Genomic DNA, 19566 nt, shown 5'->3' with positions numbered 1-19566 from the left:
GCCCCGGGTGAGACCTGTGAGGCCCCAGAGGGCAGGTGCGCGAACGTGATCACTCCTGCGCAGGTTCGGCCAGTGCCGTGCACGCGGGCCCCGCGAGGTGAGGAACGACTCGCCGGGAAACCGCGCTGTGGCAGCTGAGCGCCGTGCGGGTCGCTAGCGTGAGCGGCATGTGTGGAATCGTCGGATACGCAGGCCCGAAGGCCTCAGCACCCTCCTCCCGTCCCGTGGACGTCGCCCTCCAGGGCCTCGCCCGCCTCGAGTACCGCGGCTACGACTCCGCCGGCATCGCCGTGATCGATGACGGCGCCGTCGACGTCACCAAGCGCGCCGGCAAGCTCGCCAACCTCCGTGAGGCGCTCGGTGAGGGCACCGAGACCTCCGGGCGCGTCGCCATCGCCCATACCCGCTGGGCAACCCACGGTGCCCCCACCGACGGCAACGCTCACCCCCACGTCGGCGGCCGCGACGGCGAGCTCGCCCTGGTCCACAACGGCATCATCGAGAACTTCGCCGCGCTGCGCTCCGAGCTCGAGGGACAGGGATACACCTTCACCTCCGAGACCGACACGGAGGCCGCCGCGCACCTGGTGGCCCGCGAGATGGAGACCACCGGTGACCTCACCGAGGCGATGCGCCGCACGGCCGCCTCCCTCGAGGGCGCCTTCACCCTGCTGGCCGTCCACCGCGACGCCCCGGACACCGTCGTCGCCGCCCGCCGCAACTCCCCGCTGGTCGTCGGCCTCGGCGACGGCGAGAACTTCCTCGGCTCCGACGTCGCCGCCTTCGTCGACTCCACCAAGGAGGCCCTCGAGGTCGGCCAGGACCAGGTCGTCACCGTCACCGCCGACGCCGTCTCCATCATCGACTTCGACGGCCACGAGGTCACCGACGCCAAGCGCTACACCATCGAATGGGACGCCGCCGCCGCGCAGAAGGGCGGCTACCCCTCCTTCATGGCCAAGGAGATCCACGAGCAGGCCGCCGCCGTGGCCGACACCCTGCTGGGCCGCATGGAGAACGGCTCACTGCACCTGGACGAGATGGACATCGACCCGTCCGTGCTGCGCAGCGTCGACAAGATCGTCGTGATCGCGTGCGGCACCGCCGCCAACGCCGGCGAGGTCGCCAAGTACGCCATCGAGCACTGGTGCCGCATCCCCACCGAGGTCGAGTTGGCCCACGAGTTCCGCTACCGCGATCCCGTCGTCACCGAGAAGACCCTGGTGGTGGCGATCTCGCAGTCCGGCGAGACCATGGACACGCTGATGGCGGTGCGCCACGCCCGCGAGCAGGGCGCGAAGGTCGTCGCCATCTGCAACACCCGCGGCTCCACCATCCCGCGCGAATCCGACGCCGCCCTGTACCTCCACGTCGGGCCCGAGATCGCGGTGGCCTCTACGAAGGCGTACCTGGGCCAGATCGCCGCCTGCTACCTGCTGGGTCTGTTCCTCGCCCAGGTGCGCGGCAACTTCTACCCCGACGAGATCAGCGCCCTCATGGCCGATCTCGAGAAGCTCCCCGAGCACATCCAGACGGTGCTGGACGACGCCGGCCAGATCGAGCGGCTCGCCGAGGACATGAAGGACGCCAGGAGCGTGCTGTTCCTGGGTCGCCACGTCGGCTACCCCACCGCGATGGAGGGCGCCCTCAAGCTCAAGGAGCTGGCCTACATCCACGCCGAGGGCTTCGCCGCCGGCGAGCTCAAGCACGGCCCGATCGCCCTGGTCGAGGAGGGCCAGCCGGTGTTCGTCATCGTGCCCTCCCCGAACGGCCGCCACTCGCTGCACTCCAAGGTCGTCTCCAACATCCAGGAGGTCCGCGCCCGCGGCGCCCGCACCCTGGTGATCGCGGAGGAGGGCGACGACGACGTGGTGCCCTACGCCGACGAGGTGATCCGGGTGCCCGCCACCCGCACCCTGTTCGCCGCGCTGCTGACGGTCATCCCGCTGCAGATCTTCGCCTGCGAGCTGGCCACCGCGAAGGGCCTGGACGTCGACCAGCCGCGCAACCTCGCCAAGTCCGTCACCGTCGAGTGACGGGCCCGGCAGGGCAGGGGCGCCGCGAAGCACCTTCCCTGCCGGGCGAGCCCCTCCCTGCTGAGGGTGTGATACTGCCGGGGTGATGAGCTTCCCCTTCGACCAGCCGACGCCCGGCCCCGAGGACAGCTTCGGGGGCCGGGCGTTCGCTCCGCGTGAGGACGGCACCGTGGCCGGCGTCGGCATCGACGTCGTGGACATCTCCCGCCTCGCCGAGATGACCGCGCGCACCCCCGCTCTGCTGGAGCGGCTGTTCACCCCCGGTGAGCGCGGACTGTCGGCCGCGTCCCGCGCCGCCCGAGTGGCTGCGAAGGAGGCCGTCGGCAAGGCTCTCGGCTCCCCGGGCGACTTCTCCTGGCAGGACGTCACCGTCGACCGCACCGCCGCCCGCCGCCCCTACCTGCGCCTGCGCGGTGCCACCTTGCGGGCCGCCGAGGCACAGGGCATCGTACACCTGCACCTGTCGCTGTCCCACGACGGGGACATCGCGACCGCGATCGTGGTCGCCGAACGTGAGCGGCCCTCGGGAGACCGGGGGCCCGGGGAAGGAGGCACCGCATGATCCGTGGATACACCGCCCAGGAGGTCCGCGAGGCGGAACAGCCGCTGCTGTCCGCCGGCCAGCCGCTGATGCTGCGCGCCGCCCGCGCCCTCGCCGACCGGGTCCGGGAACGGCTCGAGGCTGGGGCCGACGGGGAGCCGGACAGCCCCGAGCCCCACCGCGAGACCCCCGTCGGCCCCCGCGTCCTCGTGCTCGCCGGTCGCGGGTCCAACGGCGGGGACGGACTGCACGCCGCCGCGATGCTGCGCCGCGACGGCATCGCAGCCGAAGCGATCGCCACCGCCGACGGCGTCCACGCCGAGGGCGCCGCAGCGCTCCGGGACGCCGGCGGCACCATCCACTCCCTGGCAGAGAGCTCCGCCGACGACCTCCGCCAGGTGATCGCGGGCGCCGGTCTCGTCCTGGACGCGATCCTCGGCATCGGCGGGCGCCCCGAGATCCCCGCCGCTCTCGAACCCCTGCTGGAGGCCGTGCGCGCCGAGCAGGTCCCGGTGATCGCCGTGGACGTGCCCAGCTTCGTCGACGCCACCAGCGGCCGGGCGGCGCCCGGCGCCCTCGCAGCGAGCGAGACCGTCACCTTCGGCGCCGTCAAGGCCGGCCTGCTGCTGCCCGGCGCCGCGCACCTGACAGGGACCCTCCACCCCGTCGACCTCGGCCTCGGCGAGCATCTGCCCGCCCGGCCCGCCGCCGAACGCCTCGAGGACAGCGACCTGCGCGCGCTGTGGCCCCGCCCGGAGCGGGACGCCACCAAGTACTCCCGCGGCGTGGTCGCCGTCGTCGCCGGCAGCCCCCGGTTCCCCGGTGCCGCCGTGCTGACCTGCTCCGGCGCCGCCCGCGCCGGGGCGGGAATGGTGCGCTGCGTGGCGCCGCAGAGCGTCCTGGACCTCGTGCTCCAGACCCGGCCGGAGGTCGTCGGCCAGCCCACCGACACCGTGGACCTCGAGGAGATCGGCCGCACCGACGCCCTCGTCGTCGGCTCCGGGATCGGGGGCGAGGACCCCCGGGCCCGCGCCGGCCTCGACGTGCTCTCCCATGACATCGACCACGCCGGCGAGCACGGGAAGGACCGGGACGGCGACGGGGGAGCAGGCGGGCTGGAACGCGGCGTGATCGACGCGGGCGGCCTCGCCGCCATGACCGCCGAGCACCGCTTCGGGTCCGACGTGGTCCTCACCCCGCACCGCGGCGAGGCCGAACGGCTCGCCGATCGTCTCGGGATCGGCACCGACCTCCCCGGCCCCGAGCTCGCGGCCGCGCTCGCCGGCGCGACCGGCGCGACCGTGCTGCTCAAGGGCGCCGTGACCCTGGTCGCCCCGGGGGACGGCGGCCCCTTGCGCGCCCAGGACGACGCCACCTCCCAGCTCGCCACCGCCGGCACCGGAGACGTCCTGGCCGGCGTGATCGGAACCCTGCTGGCCGCCGGTCTGCCCGGACCGGATGCCGCAGCCCTCGGCGCGATGCTCCATGGTCGCGCGGGGCGCCTCGCGTCCCGGGACGGCCTCCGGCCCCTGGTCGCCCTCGACGTCGCCGACCACCTCCCCGCTGCACTCGGGGCTATCCTGGCGGGCGCCCTGCCGTGATCGAAGGAGTTCGATGACCATCCCGATGCCCGCCGAGGACCCTCGGCACGTGCCCAACCGTGTCGTGATCGACCCCGCGGCCATCACCGAGAACACCCGCGCCCTGACCGGTCAGCTCGAGGAGCACACAGCCCTGATGGCCGTGGTGAAGGCCGACGGCTACGGTCACGGCATGCTGACGGCGGCGCGCGCGGCGCTCGAGGGCGGGGCGACCTGGCTGGGCGTCGCCCATCCCGCCAGTGCACTGGCCCTCTCCCGTGCCGGCCTCGACGTGCACATCCTCACCTGGCTGTACGAACCGCACACCGCCGCCGAGGTGCTGCCCGACGTCCTCACCGCCGGCATCGACGTGTCCGTCGGGTCCCCGGAGATGCTCGAGCTGGTCGCCGCTGCCGCCCGCCAGGCCGAGCGCCGCGCCCGCGTGCACCTGAAGATCGACACCGGCATGGGGCGCAACGGCATCCTGCCCTGGCAGGTGCGCGAGATCGGCGCCGCCATGCAGCAGGACGACTTCGTCCAGGTCGTCGCCGCCTGGACCCACCTCACCAGCGCGGACGACCCCGCGGATCCGGCCACGGACCAGCAGGTCGACCTGTTCGACTCCGCGTGCGAGGCCCTGGCCGACGAGATCGGCCCGATCCCCCTGCAGCACATCGCCAACTCGGCGGCGCTGCTGTCCCGCCCGGACCTCCACCGCGACCTGGTCCGTCCCGGCATCGCCCTGTACGGCTACCCGCCGGTGCCCACCGACGTCCCGCTGCGGCCCGCGATGACCCTGACCAGCCGGCTGGCCATCGTCAAGGAGGTCCCCGAGGGGCACAGCCTGGGGTACGGGAGGATCCGCAGCACCAGCCGTCGCACCCGGCTGGGCCTGGTCCCGATCGGGTACGCCGACGGCCTGCACCGCGCCGGCAGCGACCGCTGCGACGTGCTCGTGCGCACCGGCTCCGGGGACCACATCGCCCCGCAGGTCGGCCGCATCAGCATGGACCAGATCATCATCGACTTGGGCCCCGACAGCGACGCCGTCGCCGGGGACGAGGTCTTCCTGTTCGGGGACGCCGGCGGTGAGGCCACCGCGCCGACCGCGAGCACCGCCGATGACTGGGCACTGGCCGCCGGCACCATCCCCTACGAGATCCTCACCTCCGTCTCCGGCCGCGTGATGCGGGAGACCCGCGCATGAGCCCCCTGACGATCCGCACCACCGACGCCGACGGCACACGCGCCGCCGCCGCCGCCCTCGCCGGGGCGCTGCGGGCCGGCGACCTGCTGATCCTGGACGGTCCGCTGGGCGCTGGCAAGACCACCTTCACCCAGGGACTGGGACAGGGCCTCGGGGTGCGCGGTCCCGTCGCCTCGCCGACGTTCGTCATCGAGCGCGTCCACCCCAGCCTCACCGGTGGGCCGGCGCTGGTGCATGTGGACGCCTACCGGCTCGGCGGGGGAGGCGACATCGACGACCTCGACCTGGAGGCCGACCTCGACCAGTCCGTCACGGTCGTCGAATGGGGCCGCGACCGCGTCGAGCACCTGGTCGACTCGACGCTCCTGATCGAGCTCGAGCGGCCCGACCACGTCGAGGACCCCGATGATCCCGACGAGCCGCGCACCCTGCGCCTGACCCCGCGAGGGCCGCGCTGGGACCGCGCCGCGACCGAGCAGCTCAGGGCCGTTCTGGGCCTGGAGGCTGCAGACCGCACCGCACCGACACCGGGGGAGGACCGCTGATGCTGCTGGGAATCGATACGTCCGGGGCCGTCAGCGTCGCCGTGGCCCGCGCCTCCTTCGGTGCCGGCCGGGACGCGACCGGCGCGGGAGCGGAGGCATCGCCCTTCGACGGCGCCCCCGCGCCCGAGGTCCTCGCTGTGCGCTCCGACCAGCGGGCCCGTCATCACGACGAGGTGCTCCTGGCCCTCATCGACGAGACGATGCGCGAAGCGGGCGCCACCCGAGCCGAGCTGACCGGGATCGTCGTCGGCCGCGGCCCCGGCCCGTTCACGGGCCTGCGCGTCGGCCTGGTCGCCGCCCGCAGCATCGCCGACATCCTCGGCATCCCGCTGTACGGGCTCAGCTCCCTCGATGCCCTCGCCGAACAGGCGCTCGCCGAGTACGCCCCCGCGGCCTCTGCTTCGCTGACCGTCGCCGTCGCCCTGGACGCCCGCCGCCGCGAGGTCTACCACGCCCGCTACCGGCAGGACGCCGACGGGACCCTGACCCGCACCGCGGATCCCGCGGTCGACGCCCCGGCCGCAGTTGCCGCGGACCTCTCCGCCTGCGACCTGCTCGTCGGCTCCGGGGCCGCGCTGTACCCGGAACTGCTGCCGGCCACCTCGCCGCTGGTCGACGCCGACGCCGGGTACCTGATCCGCGCCGCCTCCCGCCTGATCGGACAGGGAGAGGACCTCGCCGATACCGATCCCATGTACCTGCGCGAGCCCGACGCCGCCAAGCCCACCGCGCGCAAGAGCGCTCTCGGGCTGTGAGATGACGGCCGACCTGCCGCGGGAGGACCCGTCGGACCAGCCGGAGCCGACGGGCCGGCCGGACCAGCGCGACCAGCTGGGCCAGCCGGAGCAGGGGGATACGTTCCGCTGGGCACTGCGTCCCGCTGGCCTTCACGACGTCGAGGAGATCGCCTTCGCCGAGCTCGAGCTCTTCCCCGACGAGGCCTGGACCGTGTTCCAGCTCGCCGCGGAGATCGAGCACCGCGACCGCCGTTACGTCATCGCCGCGCGGGGCCCCGACGCGACCGGTGACCTGCTCGGCTACGCCGGGATCATGCTCGCCGGGGACGTCGCCGACCTGCACACCATCGGCACCCGGATCGAGGGCGTCGGCATCGGCCGCGCCCTGCTGGCCTGGTGCGAGGACCAGGCGCGACGGGCGGGGGCGACGCGGATGCTGCTCGAGGTCCGCGAGGACAACTCACGCGCCCGGACGTTCTACACCACGGCCGGATACCGGACCATCGACCGCCGCCGCGGGTACTACCGCATCCGCGGCCGGCAGATCGATGCGCTGGTGATGGAACGGGATCTCTGACCCGCCTTCACGCGAGGCCCTACAGGAAGTCGCGCACCTTCTGGAACAGGTCGGGGTAGCGGCTCTCCAGCCGGACGGTGCCGATCCGCAGTCCCACCAGGAACGCGACCACGCCCAGCAGGAGCGACAGCACACCCGCGACGAGCTGGATCGCGGGGCTCCCCACGATGAGTCCCCAGACAGCGACCCCGACCGCCGGGAGCTGGGGGACCACCACCGCGATCATCGAGATCGTCATCGACAGCATCGCATTGGTGCTCGAGGCGGACTTGTCCTTCATCGGGTTCGTGCCGGGAGGAGAGGCCGGGTAGGGCATGATCACCCCGACCGCGAGGGACACCCCCCAGCCGGTGATCGCGGTGCCCAGGGAGCCCAGCACCGTCAGCGGGACCAGGTGCCCCATCCCGAACAGCAGCGGCACGGCGACGGTGACCACGACGATCACGGGCACCATCAGCACCGCCATGGCGGCCACGCGGCCCAGCTGGTTCGCGCGGGCCGGGAGCCCGGCGGTGATGTTGACCCAGCCGGAGGGACCGTCGAACCCGATCTCGTTGGACAGGGTGATACCCGTCAGCCCGCACATCATGATCAGGATGGCCAGCATCATCGGCCGTGAGTCGGGGACGGCGAGCCCCATCGCGGCGAAGAACAGGAGCATCAGCGGGTACATCCCGATCGCGGCGAGATACCGGGTGTCGCGCCGCCAATAGCGCAGCGACTTGCCCATCACCGCGCCGAACGCGCCGGGCCGGACGAAGCGGGGCACCAGGGGAGAGACCTTGGTGGCACCGGAGGAGGCATCACCGCTGAGGGCGGAGGTGACGGACGCATCGATCGAACGTCGCCACCACAGCCATGTCGCCGCGATCGCGACGGCGCCGATCAGCGCCCGGGCCAATGCCGGCAGCACCTGGCCCTCGGCGAGATCCATCGGCACCGCGAACAGCGCCCCGAACGGGGTCCAGGCAGCGACCTCGACGACGGTGGGCAGCAGCTGCCTCAGCCTCTCCGCGTCGAGATCCTCGACCCTCTGCAGCAGCAGGGAGCCGCCGTAGATGGCGGCGAACATGATGACCATGCCGATGATCCCGCCGACCTCGCGGCCGCTGCGCGAGGAGGCCCTGCTCGCAGAGTGCGCGAACCAGGCGCGCGGCAGCAGCAGGCACAGGGCGACCGCGGCGAGGTTCGCCGGGATCAGAGCGACCATGGCCGCGGCGATCCACAGCGCCCCCTGACCGAACAGGATGAGCCACAGGATCTCGAACGCCGTCGCGATCAGGACGGCCAGGAGCGTGAACGCGCTGGGCAGGCTGAGCGCGGCGGCGGCGAAGAGCCCGGGCTGGAGCTGCTTGGCGCTGCGGGGGAGCAGGGCGAAGGCGCGCGGATCCAGCGTGTCGTCCAGCCCGAAGGCGAGCACGGGGATCGCCAGCCACATCAGGACCGTGAGCGCGCCCAGACCCCGGATGATCATGGGGAAGGTGGAGCCCTCTCCCGCCCACAGCGTCGCACTGAGGAACAGTGCCACCAGGGCGGCCATGCCGCCGAGCGCGTACAGGACGCCGAAGCAGGTGCCGATGATCTTGCCGACGTTCTTGCGGTAGGACCGCTTCCACAGGGTCCACTTCAGTCCCAGCAGCAGGCGCAGCAGGGAGCGCTGGGAGACGGAGCCGTGGTGGATCCCGGCCGCGGAGGCGGTCGCAGCGTGCTCGCTGCTCAGGACTCCAACCACGACAGGCTCCCCTCCTCGACGTCGGCCCCGCCGACGAGATCGATGAACGTCTGGACGAGGCTGCCGCCGCGGCGGACCTCGTCCAGCGTGCCGTCGGCCATCAGCTCCCCGTGCGCGATGATCGCGACGTGGCTGCACAGCCCCTCGACCAGCTCCATCACGTGGCTGGAGAGGACCACGGTGCCTCCGCCCTCGACATAGGCGGTGAGGATCTTCCGGATCACCTGCGCGGAGACCGGGTCCACCGCCTCCAGCGGCTCATCCAGCACCAGCAGCCGCGGGGCGTGCAGGAGGGCACCGGCCAACAGGATCTTCTTGGTCATGCCCGCGGAGTAGTCGACCACGAGCTTGCCGTCCTCGCCCGCGAGATCGAGGGCCGTCAGCAAGGACTGGGTGCGCTCCTCGACGACCTCGGGGTCCATGCCGCGGATCAGGCCGACGTAGGTGAGCAGCTCGCGTCCCGTGAGCCGGTCGAAGGTGCGCAGGCCGTCGGCGAGCACGCCGAGCCGGGCCTTGGCCTTCTCCGGCTCCGCCCACATGTCGGTGCCGAGCACATGGGCGGTTCCGCCGCTGGGCCGCAGCAGGCCGGTGGCCATCGACAGCGTGGTGGTCTTGCCGGCGCCGTTGGGGCCGACCATCCCGTAGAACGAGCCGCGGGGCACGTCCAGGGATATCCCGTGGACGACCTCGGTGCCGGAGAAGGACTTCCGCAGTCCACGGATCGACAGCGCCGACTGCGGCGGGACGGCGGCGCTCTCGGCCACGGGAGCGGCGGGGCCGGTGCTCGGTGACGGGGAGGAGGGCGGGACGGAGTGCATGTGATCACGGTATCGAGCGAACGGTCGGCGGTGCTCCGTCCCTCGGTCACCGGCACGTCGACCTTCGTCGGCCCTGATCAGGTACCGCGGGCTCGAGCCGCCAGCTAGAGTGACCCGGAGTCGAACCGGCTCTGACGGAAGGAGCCCCATGTCGAAGCTGCGCCCGACCCCTCGTGCCCCCGGTCTCGCACCGGAGGTCGAGGAGATCCCCATCGGTGTGCGCCGGCTGGCGTCCTGGTCCTGGCGGGTGATCGTCATCGTCGCGGCCTCAGCCCTGATCCTCTGGGCTCTGCTGAAGATCACCACCCTCGTGATCCCGGTGCTCATCGCCGTGCTGCTGGCCGTGATGCTGATGCCGATCGTGAGGGTCCTGACGCGCTACACGTTCCTGGGCCGGGCCGCGGCCAGCGGCATCGCACTGATCGGTCTGCTGCTGCTGGTCGCCGGCATGTTCACCCTCGCCGGGCGTCAGCTGATCGCCCAGTTCTCGGACATCCAGGACAAGGCCGTCACCGGCTTCCAGTCCGTCATGGACTGGGCGACGACGACGTTCCAGATCGACGCCCCCATGATCGACAGCGCCATCAACGAGGGCCTCACGCAGCTGCAGGAGAACGCGGATGCCCTGCTGAACTCGGCGCTGAGCACCGCTGCTGTGATCGGCAACCTCGCCACCGGCATCGTGATCTGCCTGTTCACGCTGTTCTTCCTGCTCTCCAGCGGGTCGACGATCTGGCGCTGGGTCGTGGGGCTGCTGCCGCCGGCCGCCCGTGAGGACACGCACGAGGCCTTCCGCCGCGGCTGGAAGGCCCTGTCGGCATACGTGCGCACCCAGATCCTGGTGGCGGCGGCCGACGCGGTCGGCATCGCGATCGGGATGGTCTTCCTGGGACTGGGCTCCTACGCGGTGCCGATCTGGCTGCTCGTGTTCCTGTTCTCCTTCATCCCGCTGGTCGGTGCGATCGCCTCCGGGATCATCGCGGTGCTGCTGGTGCTGGTGCTGCAGAACTGGATCTTCGCGCTGATCATGCTGGGCATCGTGGTGGCCGTCCAGCAGATCGAGGGCAACGTCCTCCAGCCCTTCCTCATGGGCAAGGCGGTCGAGCTGCATCCGCTCGCGGTGTTCCTGGGCGTGGCCGCCGGGGCCATGATCGCCGGGATCCCGGGCGCCCTGTTCGCGATCCCGCTGATCGCCTTCGTCAATGCGACCCTGCTGTACATCGTCGGCCGCGATCCCAGCCCGGAACTGGGCCATGACGATGCGGCCGCCGACCATTTCGCGGCCCTGACGGGCGGCAAGGGCGCCCAGCGGAGCACCCGCTCCCAGGACGATGCCCAGAAGCGGTCCCCGGCGAAGTCGTCCCGGGAGGGATCCACCGCGGAGGTCTCCTCCGGAGGAGCCCGCCCGGACAGCGCCACGGGATCGGCGGGGGAGGAGCCGGCGCCGTCGAGCTGACCGGGCCGTCCGCCGGCGGGCGGCGGATCGTCCGGGGCCCTGCCCGCGACAGGCGGCGGATCGCCGTCGGACCTCTCGGAGCGCCGAGCCCCACCCGGAGCGCTGATCACCTCTCGGAGGCGGGCACAGCGCGGCAGACACAGCGCGGCAGACACAGCAAGGACCCCTCTCCGGCCATCGCCGGAGAGGGGTCCTTGCTCGTGCGAGACGGCTCGTCGGTCGGGGACCGGTCTGCGGGCCTCGCAGGGAGGTGTCGGTGGCGCGGCGCTCGGAGAGCGCCCGCGGGTCACGGACGGTAGGGCTTGGCCTCGAGGATGTCGACCGGGAACGACTTGCCGTTCGGTGCGGTGTAATCGACCGTGTCGCCCACCTTGGAGCTGTGGATCGCGCTGCCCAGCGGCGACTCGGTGGAGTAGACCTCGAGGTCGGAGTCCTCGGCGATCTCGCGGTTGCCCAGCAGGAACGTGCGGTTCTTGCCGGCCAGCGTGATCGTGACGACCATGCCCGGCTCGACCACACCGTCGTCCTTGGGGGACTCGCCCACCACGGCGTTCTTGAGCAGACGCTGGAGGTCGGCGATGCGAGCCTCCATCTTCCCCTGCTCCTCGCGGGCGGCGTGGTACCCACCGTTCTCCTTGAGGTCGCCCTCGTCGCGGGCGGCGGCGATGCGCTCGGCGATCTCCGTGCGACCCGGCCCCTCCAGCTCAGCGAGCTCCTTGGCGAGGCGGTCGTACGCGTCCTGGGTGAGCCAGGCGCCATTCGGCTGGCTGCTCATGGGTTCACTCCTGTCGTCTTCGGTGTGCGCATGCGGGACCGCGGAAAAGGGCCCCCGTACGCGAATCACGGGGCACATGACCTCATGCGCCCCGTGTGCGGATGATGATGACCGGCGCGTCGCCGGTATCGGAATACCTTACACCGCGAGATTCCGAGTTCCGGGACCCTGTGCGCTGTTTCGCGATCGGAGAACCCGGGTTCTCCCTCGACGGCTCACGGATCAGGCCGGTTCGCAGCCCACCACTTCCGCGGAGACCGCCTCGCCCTGGGTGGCGATCTCCACGTGGTGGGCGCTGCGCCTCTCGGACTGCGCCGCGATGGTGGTCTCGACGAAGCCGACCTGCGCGCGCCCCTTGTTCAGGGCCTGGATCTGGCAGACGGCCTCGGTTCCCGGACGCATCGTCACCACGTAGTCGACCCCGATGAGGTCGTCGTCGAGATGCTCATAGGCGAGCACCTCGGACTTGATCGGGTTGCTGGCGACCTGCATGCCGACGTAGACGACGACGGCCAGGAACACGGCTGCGGCCGCGGCCAGGAGCACTCGTGCCGTGCGCTTCGTGACGATCGGGCCGCCGTAGCGATCCGTCGGACGATGCGTGGAACCATTCATGCCCTCAGTCTTCCAGACCCCGGTGGGCCCGTTTCTCAGACGGCCCCGCAGGTTCTCCTCCCGGTCGCGCCCGCAGGCTCTCACGCTGCCCCTCGGGCGAGCCCCGGCCGACGGTCACGGCGCCGCCGGAGAGCTCCCGTCCCGTTCCCGTGTGACCGTGCCGGGCACTGGGATCCTTCAGTCGGGGTGGCGTACGATCGGGCGCTGGTGCCCCACGCGATCCGGTGCCCGCACCGGGCCCGTCCGGGGCCGTTCCCATCCCGCCGCTTCCGAGGAGTGCCGTGTCCGTCCAGCTTCCCGCCCCTGATGAGACCCTGCGGATGGTGGCCGTCCACGCGCACCCGGACGACGAGTCCTCCAAGGGCGCCGCGACGACCGCTCGCTACGTGCGAGAGGGGGTGCAGGTCACCGTCATCACCTGCACGGGCGGCGAACGCGGTGACGTGCTGAATCCCAAGCTGCGCGACGATGCCTCGCTGATGAGCGACCTGCCGGCGGTCCGCCGCCGCGAGATGGCTGAGGCGCAGCGGATCCTGGGCGTGGATCACGAGTGGCTGGGCTTCATCGATTCCGGACTGCCCGAGGGCGACCCGCTGCCGCCGCTGCCCGCCGGCAGCTTCGCCACGCTCTCCCCGGAGGAGGCGGCCAGGCCGCTGGTGGAGGCCGTGCGCCGACTGCGCCCGCATGTGATGACCACGTACGACGAGAACGGTGGCTACCCCCACCCCGACCACATCCAGGTCAATCGCGTGAGCCTGGCGGCCTTCGACCTCGCCGCGGATTCCGATTTCGCGCCCGAGCTCGGCGAGCCCTGGGAGGTCGCGAAGCTCTACTACATCAACGGCTTCCACCGGCAGCGGTTCTCGGCGATCAACCGTCATCTGCGCGCCGAGGGCACCCCCAACGAGGAGCTCGAGCAGATGCTGCAGCGGCTCGACGAGAGCACAGACCGGCTCCTGACGACCCGGATCGACGTGCGCGACTACCTGGGGGTGCGCGATGACGCACTTCGTGCCCACGCCACCCAGGTCGACCCCGACGGCCCGTTCTTCCGCATTCCGCACGAGGTCGAACTCGCCGTGTGGGGGACCGAGGACTACGAACTGCACATCTCCCGCATCGGCGTGAAACTGCCCGAGAACGACCTTTTCGCCGGGCTGCGTCCCGACTCCCTCGAGGCCCGGCCATGACGGGCACGGGGCTCATCCCCGCCCTCGGCGCCGGCGTCTCCGGGACGGTGGGGCGCCTTCTCGCCGATCCCGCCCCCTCGGACGGGGAGGATCTCAACGCCGTGACGGTCTCCCCGGGGCTGCCCGGGTTCCTCGTGGTGTTCCTGCTCGCCGTCGTGGTCGTGCTGCTGGTGCTGGACATGTCGCGGCGCACGCGCCGTGTCCAGGCCCGCGCACGGGTCCAGGAGCGGATGGAGGCCAAAGCGGCGGAACAGTCCGCGAAGGGCGAGCGCGCCCGCGAGGATTCAGACGCCGCCGGCCGGGAGGATCAGGGCGGTCCGGAGGGTCAGGGTGGCCCCGAAGGCAGGGGCGGTCCGCCGCAGTCCGGCCCGTCGGCCGACGGGGATCCCAGCCGCGGAAGCGACGACCAGCGCGACCAGCGCTGAGGCCCGGGCCCGTCGGCCGGCAGCGGCCCGGTGCCCTCACGGGCGGCGCGGAGCTGGCACCTGACGCGAAGCCTGCACAGGGCCCGCCGCCCGCACGCGACGCGAGGCCCGCCCGCGTGCCGTCGGCGAGCGCCGGGGGAATGCGGCTCTCCTGAGCGGCGGGGTGGTCCGCCGCGTGATCAGGCGATGGAGACGGCGACCGCGGCGAAGTGGCAGCCGAAGCCCGCCAGGGTGCCCGCGTGGAAGATCTCGTGGAAGCCGAACCAGGCCGGTGAGGGATTCGGTCGTTTCAGGCCGTAGACCACTGCGCCCGAGGTGTAGGCCAGACCGCCGGCGACCAGCAGCACCACCACGGCCCAGCCGCCACCGGCGTAGAGCTGCGGCATGTAGAAGATCGCGATCCAGCCCAGCGCGACGTACGCCGGCACGTACAGCCAGCGCGGGGCACCGGTCCAGAACAGGCGGAAGCAGACGCCCACCGCCGCGCCGCCCCAGGCGATGGCCAGCAGGGTCAGCGCCTGGCGCGGCTGCAGCAGGGCAACGGCGATCGGCGTGTAGGTCCCGGCGATGATCAGGAAGATGTTCGCGTGGTCGAACCGCCGCAGCATGATGGCGCGCTCCGAGGACCAGCTGCCGCGATGGTAGGTGGCGCTGACCCCGAACAGCATGCCGGCCGTCAGCACGAACACGGCGCACGAGAGCCGGATCGCCGTCGTCTCGCCGAGAGCGACCAGCAGCAGACCGGCCACCAGGGAGGCCGGGAACGCGATCAGGTGCAGCATCCCGCGCAGGCGCGGCTTGGGCAGCTGCACGCCGAGCCGCGTGGCACGCGCAGCCATGGACCGGGTCAGGCTCCGGGGCGCGAAGGTGTGCTCCGCGGCGGTGGGGATGTCGGCATCGTCCCCGGTGTCCGCCGGGCCCTGGTCCCCGGCGGTCTCGGAGACCGCCTCGACGGCTTCCTGCGCGGCGCGGTCCTCGCGCCGCCGAGCGCGCGCCTCGGCCCGGGGTGGCTGCCCGGCGGGCGGAACATCGTTCGAGGGCTGCGAGGAATGCTCGCGGCGAAGGCCGTTGGTCATGACGGAGAGCCTAACCTACGGGTGCGTAACTTAGTGCTGCGGCACCCTGTGTCGATCCGGTGATGATCCCTGTGGATTGCAGGGACCGCGTGTGGATGTCACCGATAATGGCAGGGGGCCGCGAGCCCGGTCGATCCCCTCCGGGCGCGCGATCGGGTACGCCATGCGGTGCGGCCATGCCATTCTGGCGGGGGACCTCGCGCGGATCGACGGAAAGGGAGGCTGCTGTGGACGACGACGGCCTTCTCTACCGCGTCTACGAGAGGCGGCTGACCAAGGAGCTGGAGGCCTACCAGCTGCCCCAGCACCTCGGCGTCATCGTCGACGGCAACCGGCGCTGGGCGAAGGCGGCCGGTGAGACCACCGAGCACGGTCATCGCGTCGGGGCCGCCAAGATCGTCGAGTTCCTCTCCTGGTGCGAGGATCTGCGCATCCCGCTGGTCACGGTGTGGATGCTCTCGACGGACAACATGCGCCGGCCGCCCGAGGAACTGGTGGCCCTCTACGAGATCATCGCCTCCACGGTCGAGGAGATCGTGGAGGCCGGCTACTGCGTCAGGCTGACCGGCAACGCCGAGGCGCTGCCCGAGGACGTCCGTGCCGGCATCGCCCGCACCCAGGAGCGCGCAGCCCCGGATTCGCCGCTGACGGTGAACGTCGCCATCGGCTACGGAGGCCGCGAGGAGATCGTCGATGCCGTGCGCGAGCTGGTCCTCGACCTCGGCGGGCAGGGGAAGCCCCCCGAGCAGATCGCCGCGGAGGTCAGCGTCGGCTCGATCGCCGATCACCTCTACACGCGAGGCCAGCCGGACCCGGATCTGATCATCCGCACCTCCGGCGAGCAGCGGCTGTCGGGCTTCCTGCTGTGGCAGTCGGTCCACTCGGAGTACTGGTTCTGCGAGACCTACTGGCCGGGGTTCCGGCGCGTGGACCTGCTGCGCGCCCTGCGCGATTTCTGCCGACGCGAGCGGCGCTACGGCGCGTGATGATCAATCCCGTCGATGCCGCCGTGGCGGTGGCAGACTGGCCGTACCGGAGCTCGTCAGAACTCCGGATGACGATCGGGTGAACGTCGAGCCCGCCGACGGCGGGACTCGCCCGGCGCCGGGTGCCGGCGCGGTTAGTGTCCTGGCATCCGCGAGATTTCGGGAGGCTCCTATGGATGAGACCACCATCGCCCGTGAGACGGCGCCGGCCGACGGAGGCCTGGCACCGGATGGCTCGAGTTCCGGGCGGGAGGTGATCGAGTCCCCGAACCGGGACGGCTCGCCCGTCGTGCCCTCCCTGCAGCCCGGCGTCGCTCAGCAGGTCCTGGCCGACATCGAGACCGGCGTGATCACCTACGTGCTGGACACCTCGGTGCTGCTGTCCGACCCGCTGTCCCTGCACCGCTTCGCCGAGCACGACATCGTGCTGCCGATCGTCGTGGTCACGGAGCTGGAGTCCAAGCGGCACCACCCCGACCTCGGGTACTTCGCCCGGCAGGCGCTGCGCCTGCTCGACGACCTGCGCGAGCTGCACGGCAACCTCGCCCAGCCGCTGCCGATCGGCAAGGCCGGCGGCCATGTGCACGTCGAGCTGAACCACATGAACTCGGCGTCGCTTCCCGACGGATTCCGCCTGGGCGACAACGACACCCGCATCCTCGCGGTGGCGAAGAACCTGCAGCTGGAGGGCAAGCACGTCGTGCTGGTCTCCAAGGACCTGCCGATGCGCATCAAGGCCTCGGCCTCCGGGATCCACGCCGAGGAGTACCGGGCCGAGCTCGCCCGCGACCGCGGCTACACCGGCATGGTCTCGGCCGGCGTCGACGAGCAGACCATGAGCGATCTCTATGCCGGCAAGACCGTGGAGATCCCCGAGGTGGCTCACCAGCCGGTTCACACCGGGCTGACGATCACCAGCCCGCGGGGCTCGGCCCTGGGCCGCATCACCCGGGACAAGAAGGCGCGACTGGTCCAGGGCGACCAGACGGTCTTCGGCGTCGGTGGCCGCTCCGCCGAGCAGCGGGTGGCGATCGACCTGCTCCAGGACGAGTCCGTCGGCATCGTCTCGCTCGGTGGCCGTGCCGGCACCGGCAAGAGTGCGCTGGCACTGTGCGCGGGGCTGGAAGCGGTGCTTGAGCGCCGCACCCAGCGCAAGATCATGGTGTTCCGTCCGCTGTTCGCGGTGGGCGGGCAGGAGCTCGGCTATCTGCCCGGTGACCAGTCCGAGAAGATGGGGCCGTGGGGACAGGCCGTCTTCGACACCCTCGGATCGATGGTCTCCCAGAACGTCATCGACGAGGTGCTCTCCCGCGGCATGCTCGAGGTCATGCCGCTGACCCACATCCGCGGCCGCTCCCTGCACGATGCCTTCGTGATCGTGGACGAGGCCCAGTCGCTCGAGCGCAACGTGCTGCTGACGATGCTCTCGCGCATCGGGCAGAACTCCCGCGTGGTCCTCACTCACGACATCGCCCAGCGCGACAACCTCCGCATCGGCCGGTACGACGGGATCGCCTCGGTCGTCGAGGCGCTCAAGGAGAAGGAGCTGTTCGGGCACATCACCCTCCAGCGCTCCGAGCGCTCGAAGGTCGCCGAGCTGGTCACGCACGTCCTCGACGAACCGGTGCTCTGACGCCGGCCGGGCGCACCTGGCTGGGCCCGGGTGCGCCTGGCCGGGCCGGAGTGCGCCTGGCCGGGCCGGAGTGCGCCTGGCCGGGCCGGAGTGCGCTCGCCCGCGGCCGGGGTGCGCGGGAGATCGTGCTACAGGGTCCGGCTGGGCTGAGCCACGATTGGAGCCAGCATGTGCACAGCTAGGCCCATATAGCGCCTAGCTGTGCACATGCTGGCTCCAATCTGACCCGGCCCATCCCGTGCAGGCCCGCGCAGAGCGGGGACGGTCCGCGACCGCCCGGCCCATCCCGTGCGGGCCCGCGCAGAGCAGAGCCGAGGCCACCCCGCACGGTTCTGCTCGCAGGCTCGTCGGGACGGTCATCCACAATCGGGCGACAGTGCTTGTCCGAGTGCGACGGGTGACGTCTTCTTGGGGGCATGCAGATCAGGGGCGTCCGGCACCGAGACCAGCTCCGTGGCGAGGACGGGGTCGGCACGGAGGATGTCGCGCGGTGGCGTCGTCGCGGAGCGCTGCGCAGCGTCCAACCGCGGTACGTCACCCCAGAGGCCCCGGAGTCCCTGGTCGTTCTCCTCGAGCACGGTCTGCGCCCCACCTGCATCGATGCCGCAGCATTCCATGGCCTCTGGACGCCGCTCCACACCGGCGTGCACGTATACCGACCGCGGGCCGATCGACGTGCCGAGCTGCTCGAACCGATCCGGCTCTCCCCGGTCCGGCGAGAGGAGGGCCAGGTGATCCGGCGGGGAGCGCCGGAGCCGCTGATCCTCCACGGGCGAGGGATGTCCGCCTGGCCGGACGATGATCCTGTGCCGTCGATCGAGCTGGTGCTGGAGCATGCCGCACGATGTCTGCCCACCGTGAAGGCGGCGATCCTGTTCGAGTCCGCTGTGCATCAGAGAAAGCTCACGCTTGCCGCAGCGCAGGCTCTCGTGGCGAGATTGCCGACCCGCCCACGGCGCCCTCTCTCGCGCATCCGCGGTGACGCCGAGTCCGGGACGGAGACAGCAGTGCGCTGCTGGCTGGAGGAGCGACGCATCGAGGTGCGGCCCCAGGTGCGCTTCGTCGACGGCGCCGGTGACGAGCGGCGGATGGATCTGCTGGTCGGTCACAGCTGGGTGATCGAATGCGACAGCCGGAACTTTCACGATGATCCCGCCAGCTACCAGGCGGACCGTCATCGAGATCTGTTCCTTCGTGCGAAGGGCTACACCGTCACGAGGCTGACATGGGAACAGGTCTTCCTCGAGTGGAAGGCGACGGAGGTGATGCTCTGTGCGGTGCTGGGGCGCGGCGATCACCGTCTCCCGGTCGCCGACCGCATTGAACGGTGGGCAGGTTGAGCCATGCGCCGAGCCGGGGCGCGCCTGGCTGGGCCGAGGGTGCGCCAGCTGGGTCCGGGGCGGGCCTGGCTGGGCCGGGGGTGCGCCAGCTGGGTCCGGGGCGGGCCTGGCTGGGCCGGGGGTGCGCCAGCTGGGTCCGGGGCGGGCATGGCTGGGGTGGGTGAGCGGCGATCGGAGCCAGCATGTGCACAGCTAGGGCGTGTCTCCTATATGTGAGGCGGTTTCACTTGAGAGCCTGTATGCATGGCTACCGCGACGACTCGACATCAGGTCCTGTCCGACGAGCAGTGGGAGCGG

At 71.6% G+C, this 19566-nt stretch carries 19 protein-coding genes; 13 read left to right on the top strand and 6 right to left on the bottom strand.

Features of this window, described 5'->3' with window-relative positions; all coding sequences use genetic code 11:
- The first annotated feature begins 167 nt into the window (after positions 1–167).
- The 7 genes from glmS (at position 168) to ACFQRJ_RS14550 (ending at position 7223) form a co-directional block, all read left to right on the top strand.
- Entirely contained in the window at positions 168–2036 is a 1869-nt protein-coding gene (glmS, locus tag ACFQRJ_RS14580; RefSeq protein ID WP_377019929.1) for a glutamine--fructose-6-phosphate transaminase (isomerizing), read from the top strand.
- Between the two features lie 85 nt (positions 2037–2121).
- Complete coding sequence (locus ACFQRJ_RS14575; RefSeq protein ID WP_377019928.1) at positions 2122–2598, top strand: holo-ACP synthase; 477 nt, start codon at positions 2122–2124, stop codon at positions 2596–2598.
- The gene (locus ACFQRJ_RS14570) at positions 2595–4178 is read left to right on the top strand and encodes an NAD(P)H-hydrate dehydratase (protein WP_377019927.1); all 1584 of its coding nucleotides are present in this window, start codon (positions 2595–2597) and stop codon (positions 4176–4178) included. Before ACFQRJ_RS14575 ends, ACFQRJ_RS14570 begins: the two co-directional genes overlap by 4 nt.
- Before the next feature lie 13 nt (positions 4179–4191).
- Positions 4192–5364: an alanine racemase gene (gene alr / locus ACFQRJ_RS14565; RefSeq protein ID WP_377019925.1), complete on the top strand. Its 1173-nt coding sequence runs from the start codon at positions 4192–4194 to the stop codon at positions 5362–5364.
- Positions 5361–5909 (top strand): tRNA (adenosine(37)-N6)-threonylcarbamoyltransferase complex ATPase subunit type 1 TsaE, encoded by a 549-nt coding sequence (gene tsaE, locus ACFQRJ_RS14560; protein WP_377019924.1) that lies wholly within the window; start codon positions 5361–5363, stop codon positions 5907–5909. Before alr ends, tsaE begins: the two co-directional genes overlap by 4 nt.
- Positions 5909–6664: a tRNA (adenosine(37)-N6)-threonylcarbamoyltransferase complex dimerization subunit type 1 TsaB gene (gene tsaB / locus ACFQRJ_RS14555; protein WP_377019923.1), complete on the top strand. Its 756-nt coding sequence runs from the start codon at positions 5909–5911 to the stop codon at positions 6662–6664. Before tsaE ends, tsaB begins: the two co-directional genes overlap by 1 nt.
- A 1-nt stretch (position 6665) precedes the next feature.
- A complete protein-coding gene (locus ACFQRJ_RS14550) occupies positions 6666–7223 on the top strand; it encodes a GNAT family N-acetyltransferase (protein WP_377019921.1) in 558 nt (185 codons plus the stop codon).
- A gap of 19 nt (positions 7224–7242) precedes the next feature.
- On the opposite strand, the gene ACFQRJ_RS14545 is transcribed toward ACFQRJ_RS14550, so the two are convergent.
- Both ACFQRJ_RS14545 and ACFQRJ_RS14540 read right to left on the bottom strand, forming a co-directional pair.
- A complete protein-coding gene (locus ACFQRJ_RS14545) occupies positions 7243–8955 on the bottom strand; it encodes a hypothetical protein (protein ID WP_377019920.1) in 1713 nt (570 codons plus the stop codon).
- The gene (locus ACFQRJ_RS14540; RefSeq protein WP_377019918.1) at positions 8940–9773 is read right to left on the bottom strand and encodes an ABC transporter ATP-binding protein; all 834 of its coding nucleotides are present in this window, start codon (positions 9771–9773) and stop codon (positions 8940–8942) included. Before ACFQRJ_RS14540 ends, ACFQRJ_RS14545 begins: the two co-directional genes overlap by 16 nt.
- A gap of 148 nt (positions 9774–9921) precedes the next feature.
- Between ACFQRJ_RS14540 and ACFQRJ_RS14535 the strand changes: the two genes are divergently transcribed.
- A complete protein-coding gene (locus ACFQRJ_RS14535) occupies positions 9922–11229 on the top strand; it encodes an AI-2E family transporter (protein WP_377019917.1) in 1308 nt (435 codons plus the stop codon).
- A 286-nt stretch (positions 11230–11515) separates the two neighbouring features.
- Here the strand turns inward: ACFQRJ_RS14535 and greA are convergent, their stop codons facing one another.
- Positions 11516–12004, bottom strand: coding sequence for a transcription elongation factor GreA (gene greA, locus ACFQRJ_RS14530; protein WP_377019916.1), 489 nt, complete (start codon positions 12002–12004; stop codon positions 11516–11518).
- A 222-nt stretch (positions 12005–12226) separates the two neighbouring features.
- Positions 12227–12619 carry a DUF4307 domain-containing protein gene (locus ACFQRJ_RS14525; protein WP_377019915.1) on the bottom strand — a complete coding sequence of 131 codons (393 nt, stop codon included), beginning with the start codon at positions 12617–12619 and terminating at the stop codon, positions 12227–12229.
- 281 nt (positions 12620–12900) lie between these two features.
- Here ACFQRJ_RS14525 and mca point away from each other — a divergent pair, with 281 nt between their 5' ends.
- Both mca and ACFQRJ_RS14515 read left to right on the top strand, forming a co-directional pair.
- Entirely contained in the window at positions 12901–13809 is a 909-nt protein-coding gene (gene mca / locus ACFQRJ_RS14520) for a mycothiol conjugate amidase Mca (RefSeq protein WP_377019914.1), read from the top strand.
- A complete protein-coding gene (locus tag ACFQRJ_RS14515) occupies positions 13806–14234 on the top strand; it encodes a hypothetical protein (RefSeq protein ID WP_377019912.1) in 429 nt (142 codons plus the stop codon). Before mca ends, ACFQRJ_RS14515 begins: the two co-directional genes overlap by 4 nt.
- Positions 14235–14413: 179 nt before the next feature.
- On the opposite strand, the gene ACFQRJ_RS14510 is transcribed toward ACFQRJ_RS14515, so the two are convergent.
- Complete coding sequence (locus tag ACFQRJ_RS14510; RefSeq protein ID WP_377019911.1) at positions 14414–15310, bottom strand: hemolysin III family protein; 897 nt, start codon at positions 15308–15310, stop codon at positions 14414–14416.
- A 227-nt stretch (positions 15311–15537) separates the two neighbouring features.
- Between ACFQRJ_RS14510 and uppS the strand changes: the two genes are divergently transcribed.
- A complete protein-coding gene (gene uppS, locus ACFQRJ_RS14505; RefSeq protein ID WP_377019910.1) occupies positions 15538–16296 on the top strand; it encodes a polyprenyl diphosphate synthase in 759 nt (252 codons plus the stop codon).
- A 172-nt stretch (positions 16297–16468) separates the two neighbouring features.
- Positions 16469–17929 (top strand): PhoH family protein, encoded by a 1461-nt coding sequence (locus tag ACFQRJ_RS14500; protein WP_377019909.1) that lies wholly within the window; start codon positions 16469–16471, stop codon positions 17927–17929.
- Positions 17930–18285: 356 nt separating this feature from the next.
- On the opposite strand, the gene ACFQRJ_RS14495 is transcribed toward ACFQRJ_RS14500, so the two are convergent.
- Positions 18286–18699, bottom strand: coding sequence for a hypothetical protein (locus ACFQRJ_RS14495; RefSeq protein WP_377019907.1), 414 nt, complete (start codon positions 18697–18699; stop codon positions 18286–18288).
- 36 nt (positions 18700–18735) lie between these two features.
- Here ACFQRJ_RS14495 and ACFQRJ_RS14490 point away from each other — a divergent pair, with 36 nt between their 5' ends.
- On the top strand, positions 18736–19269 hold the full coding sequence (locus ACFQRJ_RS14490) for a hypothetical protein (RefSeq protein WP_377019906.1): 534 nt from the start codon (positions 18736–18738) through the stop codon (positions 19267–19269).
- Positions 19270–19566: the final 297 nt, after the last annotated feature.

Source organism: Brachybacterium sp. GCM10030252 (genome assembly GCF_042666535.1).
Taxonomy (GTDB): Bacteria; Actinomycetota; Actinomycetes; order Actinomycetales; family Dermabacteraceae; genus Brachybacterium.
Note: the sequence above shows the minus strand (reverse complement) of the source record. Positions and strands in the feature narration are given on the sequence as shown.

Coding starts and splice junctions, on each gene's coding strand:
- greA (WP_377019916.1), bottom strand. CDS start 12,004: ATGAGCAGCCAGCCGAATGGCGCCTGGCTCACCCAGGACGCGTACGAC.
- tsaE (WP_377019924.1), top strand. CDS start 5,361: ATGAGCCCCCTGACGATCCGCACCACCGACGCCGACGGCACACGCGCC.
- glmS (WP_377019929.1), top strand. CDS start 168: ATGTGTGGAATCGTCGGATACGCAGGCCCGAAGGCCTCAGCACCCTCC.
- ACFQRJ_RS14510 (WP_377019911.1), bottom strand. CDS start 15,310: ATGACCAACGGCCTTCGCCGCGAGCATTCCTCGCAGCCCTCGAACGAT.
- ACFQRJ_RS14540 (WP_377019918.1), bottom strand. CDS start 9,773: ATGCACTCCGTCCCGCCCTCCTCCCCGTCACCGAGCACCGGCCCCGCC.
- ACFQRJ_RS14570 (WP_377019927.1), top strand. CDS start 2,595: ATGATCCGTGGATACACCGCCCAGGAGGTCCGCGAGGCGGAACAGCCG.
- ACFQRJ_RS14525 (WP_377019915.1), bottom strand. CDS start 12,619: ATGAATGGTTCCACGCATCGTCCGACGGATCGCTACGGCGGCCCGATC.
- ACFQRJ_RS14515 (WP_377019912.1), top strand. CDS start 13,806: ATGACGGGCACGGGGCTCATCCCCGCCCTCGGCGCCGGCGTCTCCGGG.
- ACFQRJ_RS14550 (WP_377019921.1), top strand. CDS start 6,666: ATGACGGCCGACCTGCCGCGGGAGGACCCGTCGGACCAGCCGGAGCCG.
- alr (WP_377019925.1), top strand. CDS start 4,192: ATGACCATCCCGATGCCCGCCGAGGACCCTCGGCACGTGCCCAACCGT.
- ACFQRJ_RS14500 (WP_377019909.1), top strand. CDS start 16,469: ATGGATGAGACCACCATCGCCCGTGAGACGGCGCCGGCCGACGGAGGC.
- ACFQRJ_RS14575 (WP_377019928.1), top strand. CDS start 2,122: ATGAGCTTCCCCTTCGACCAGCCGACGCCCGGCCCCGAGGACAGCTTC.
- tsaB (WP_377019923.1), top strand. CDS start 5,909: ATGCTGCTGGGAATCGATACGTCCGGGGCCGTCAGCGTCGCCGTGGCC.
- ACFQRJ_RS14535 (WP_377019917.1), top strand. CDS start 9,922: ATGTCGAAGCTGCGCCCGACCCCTCGTGCCCCCGGTCTCGCACCGGAG.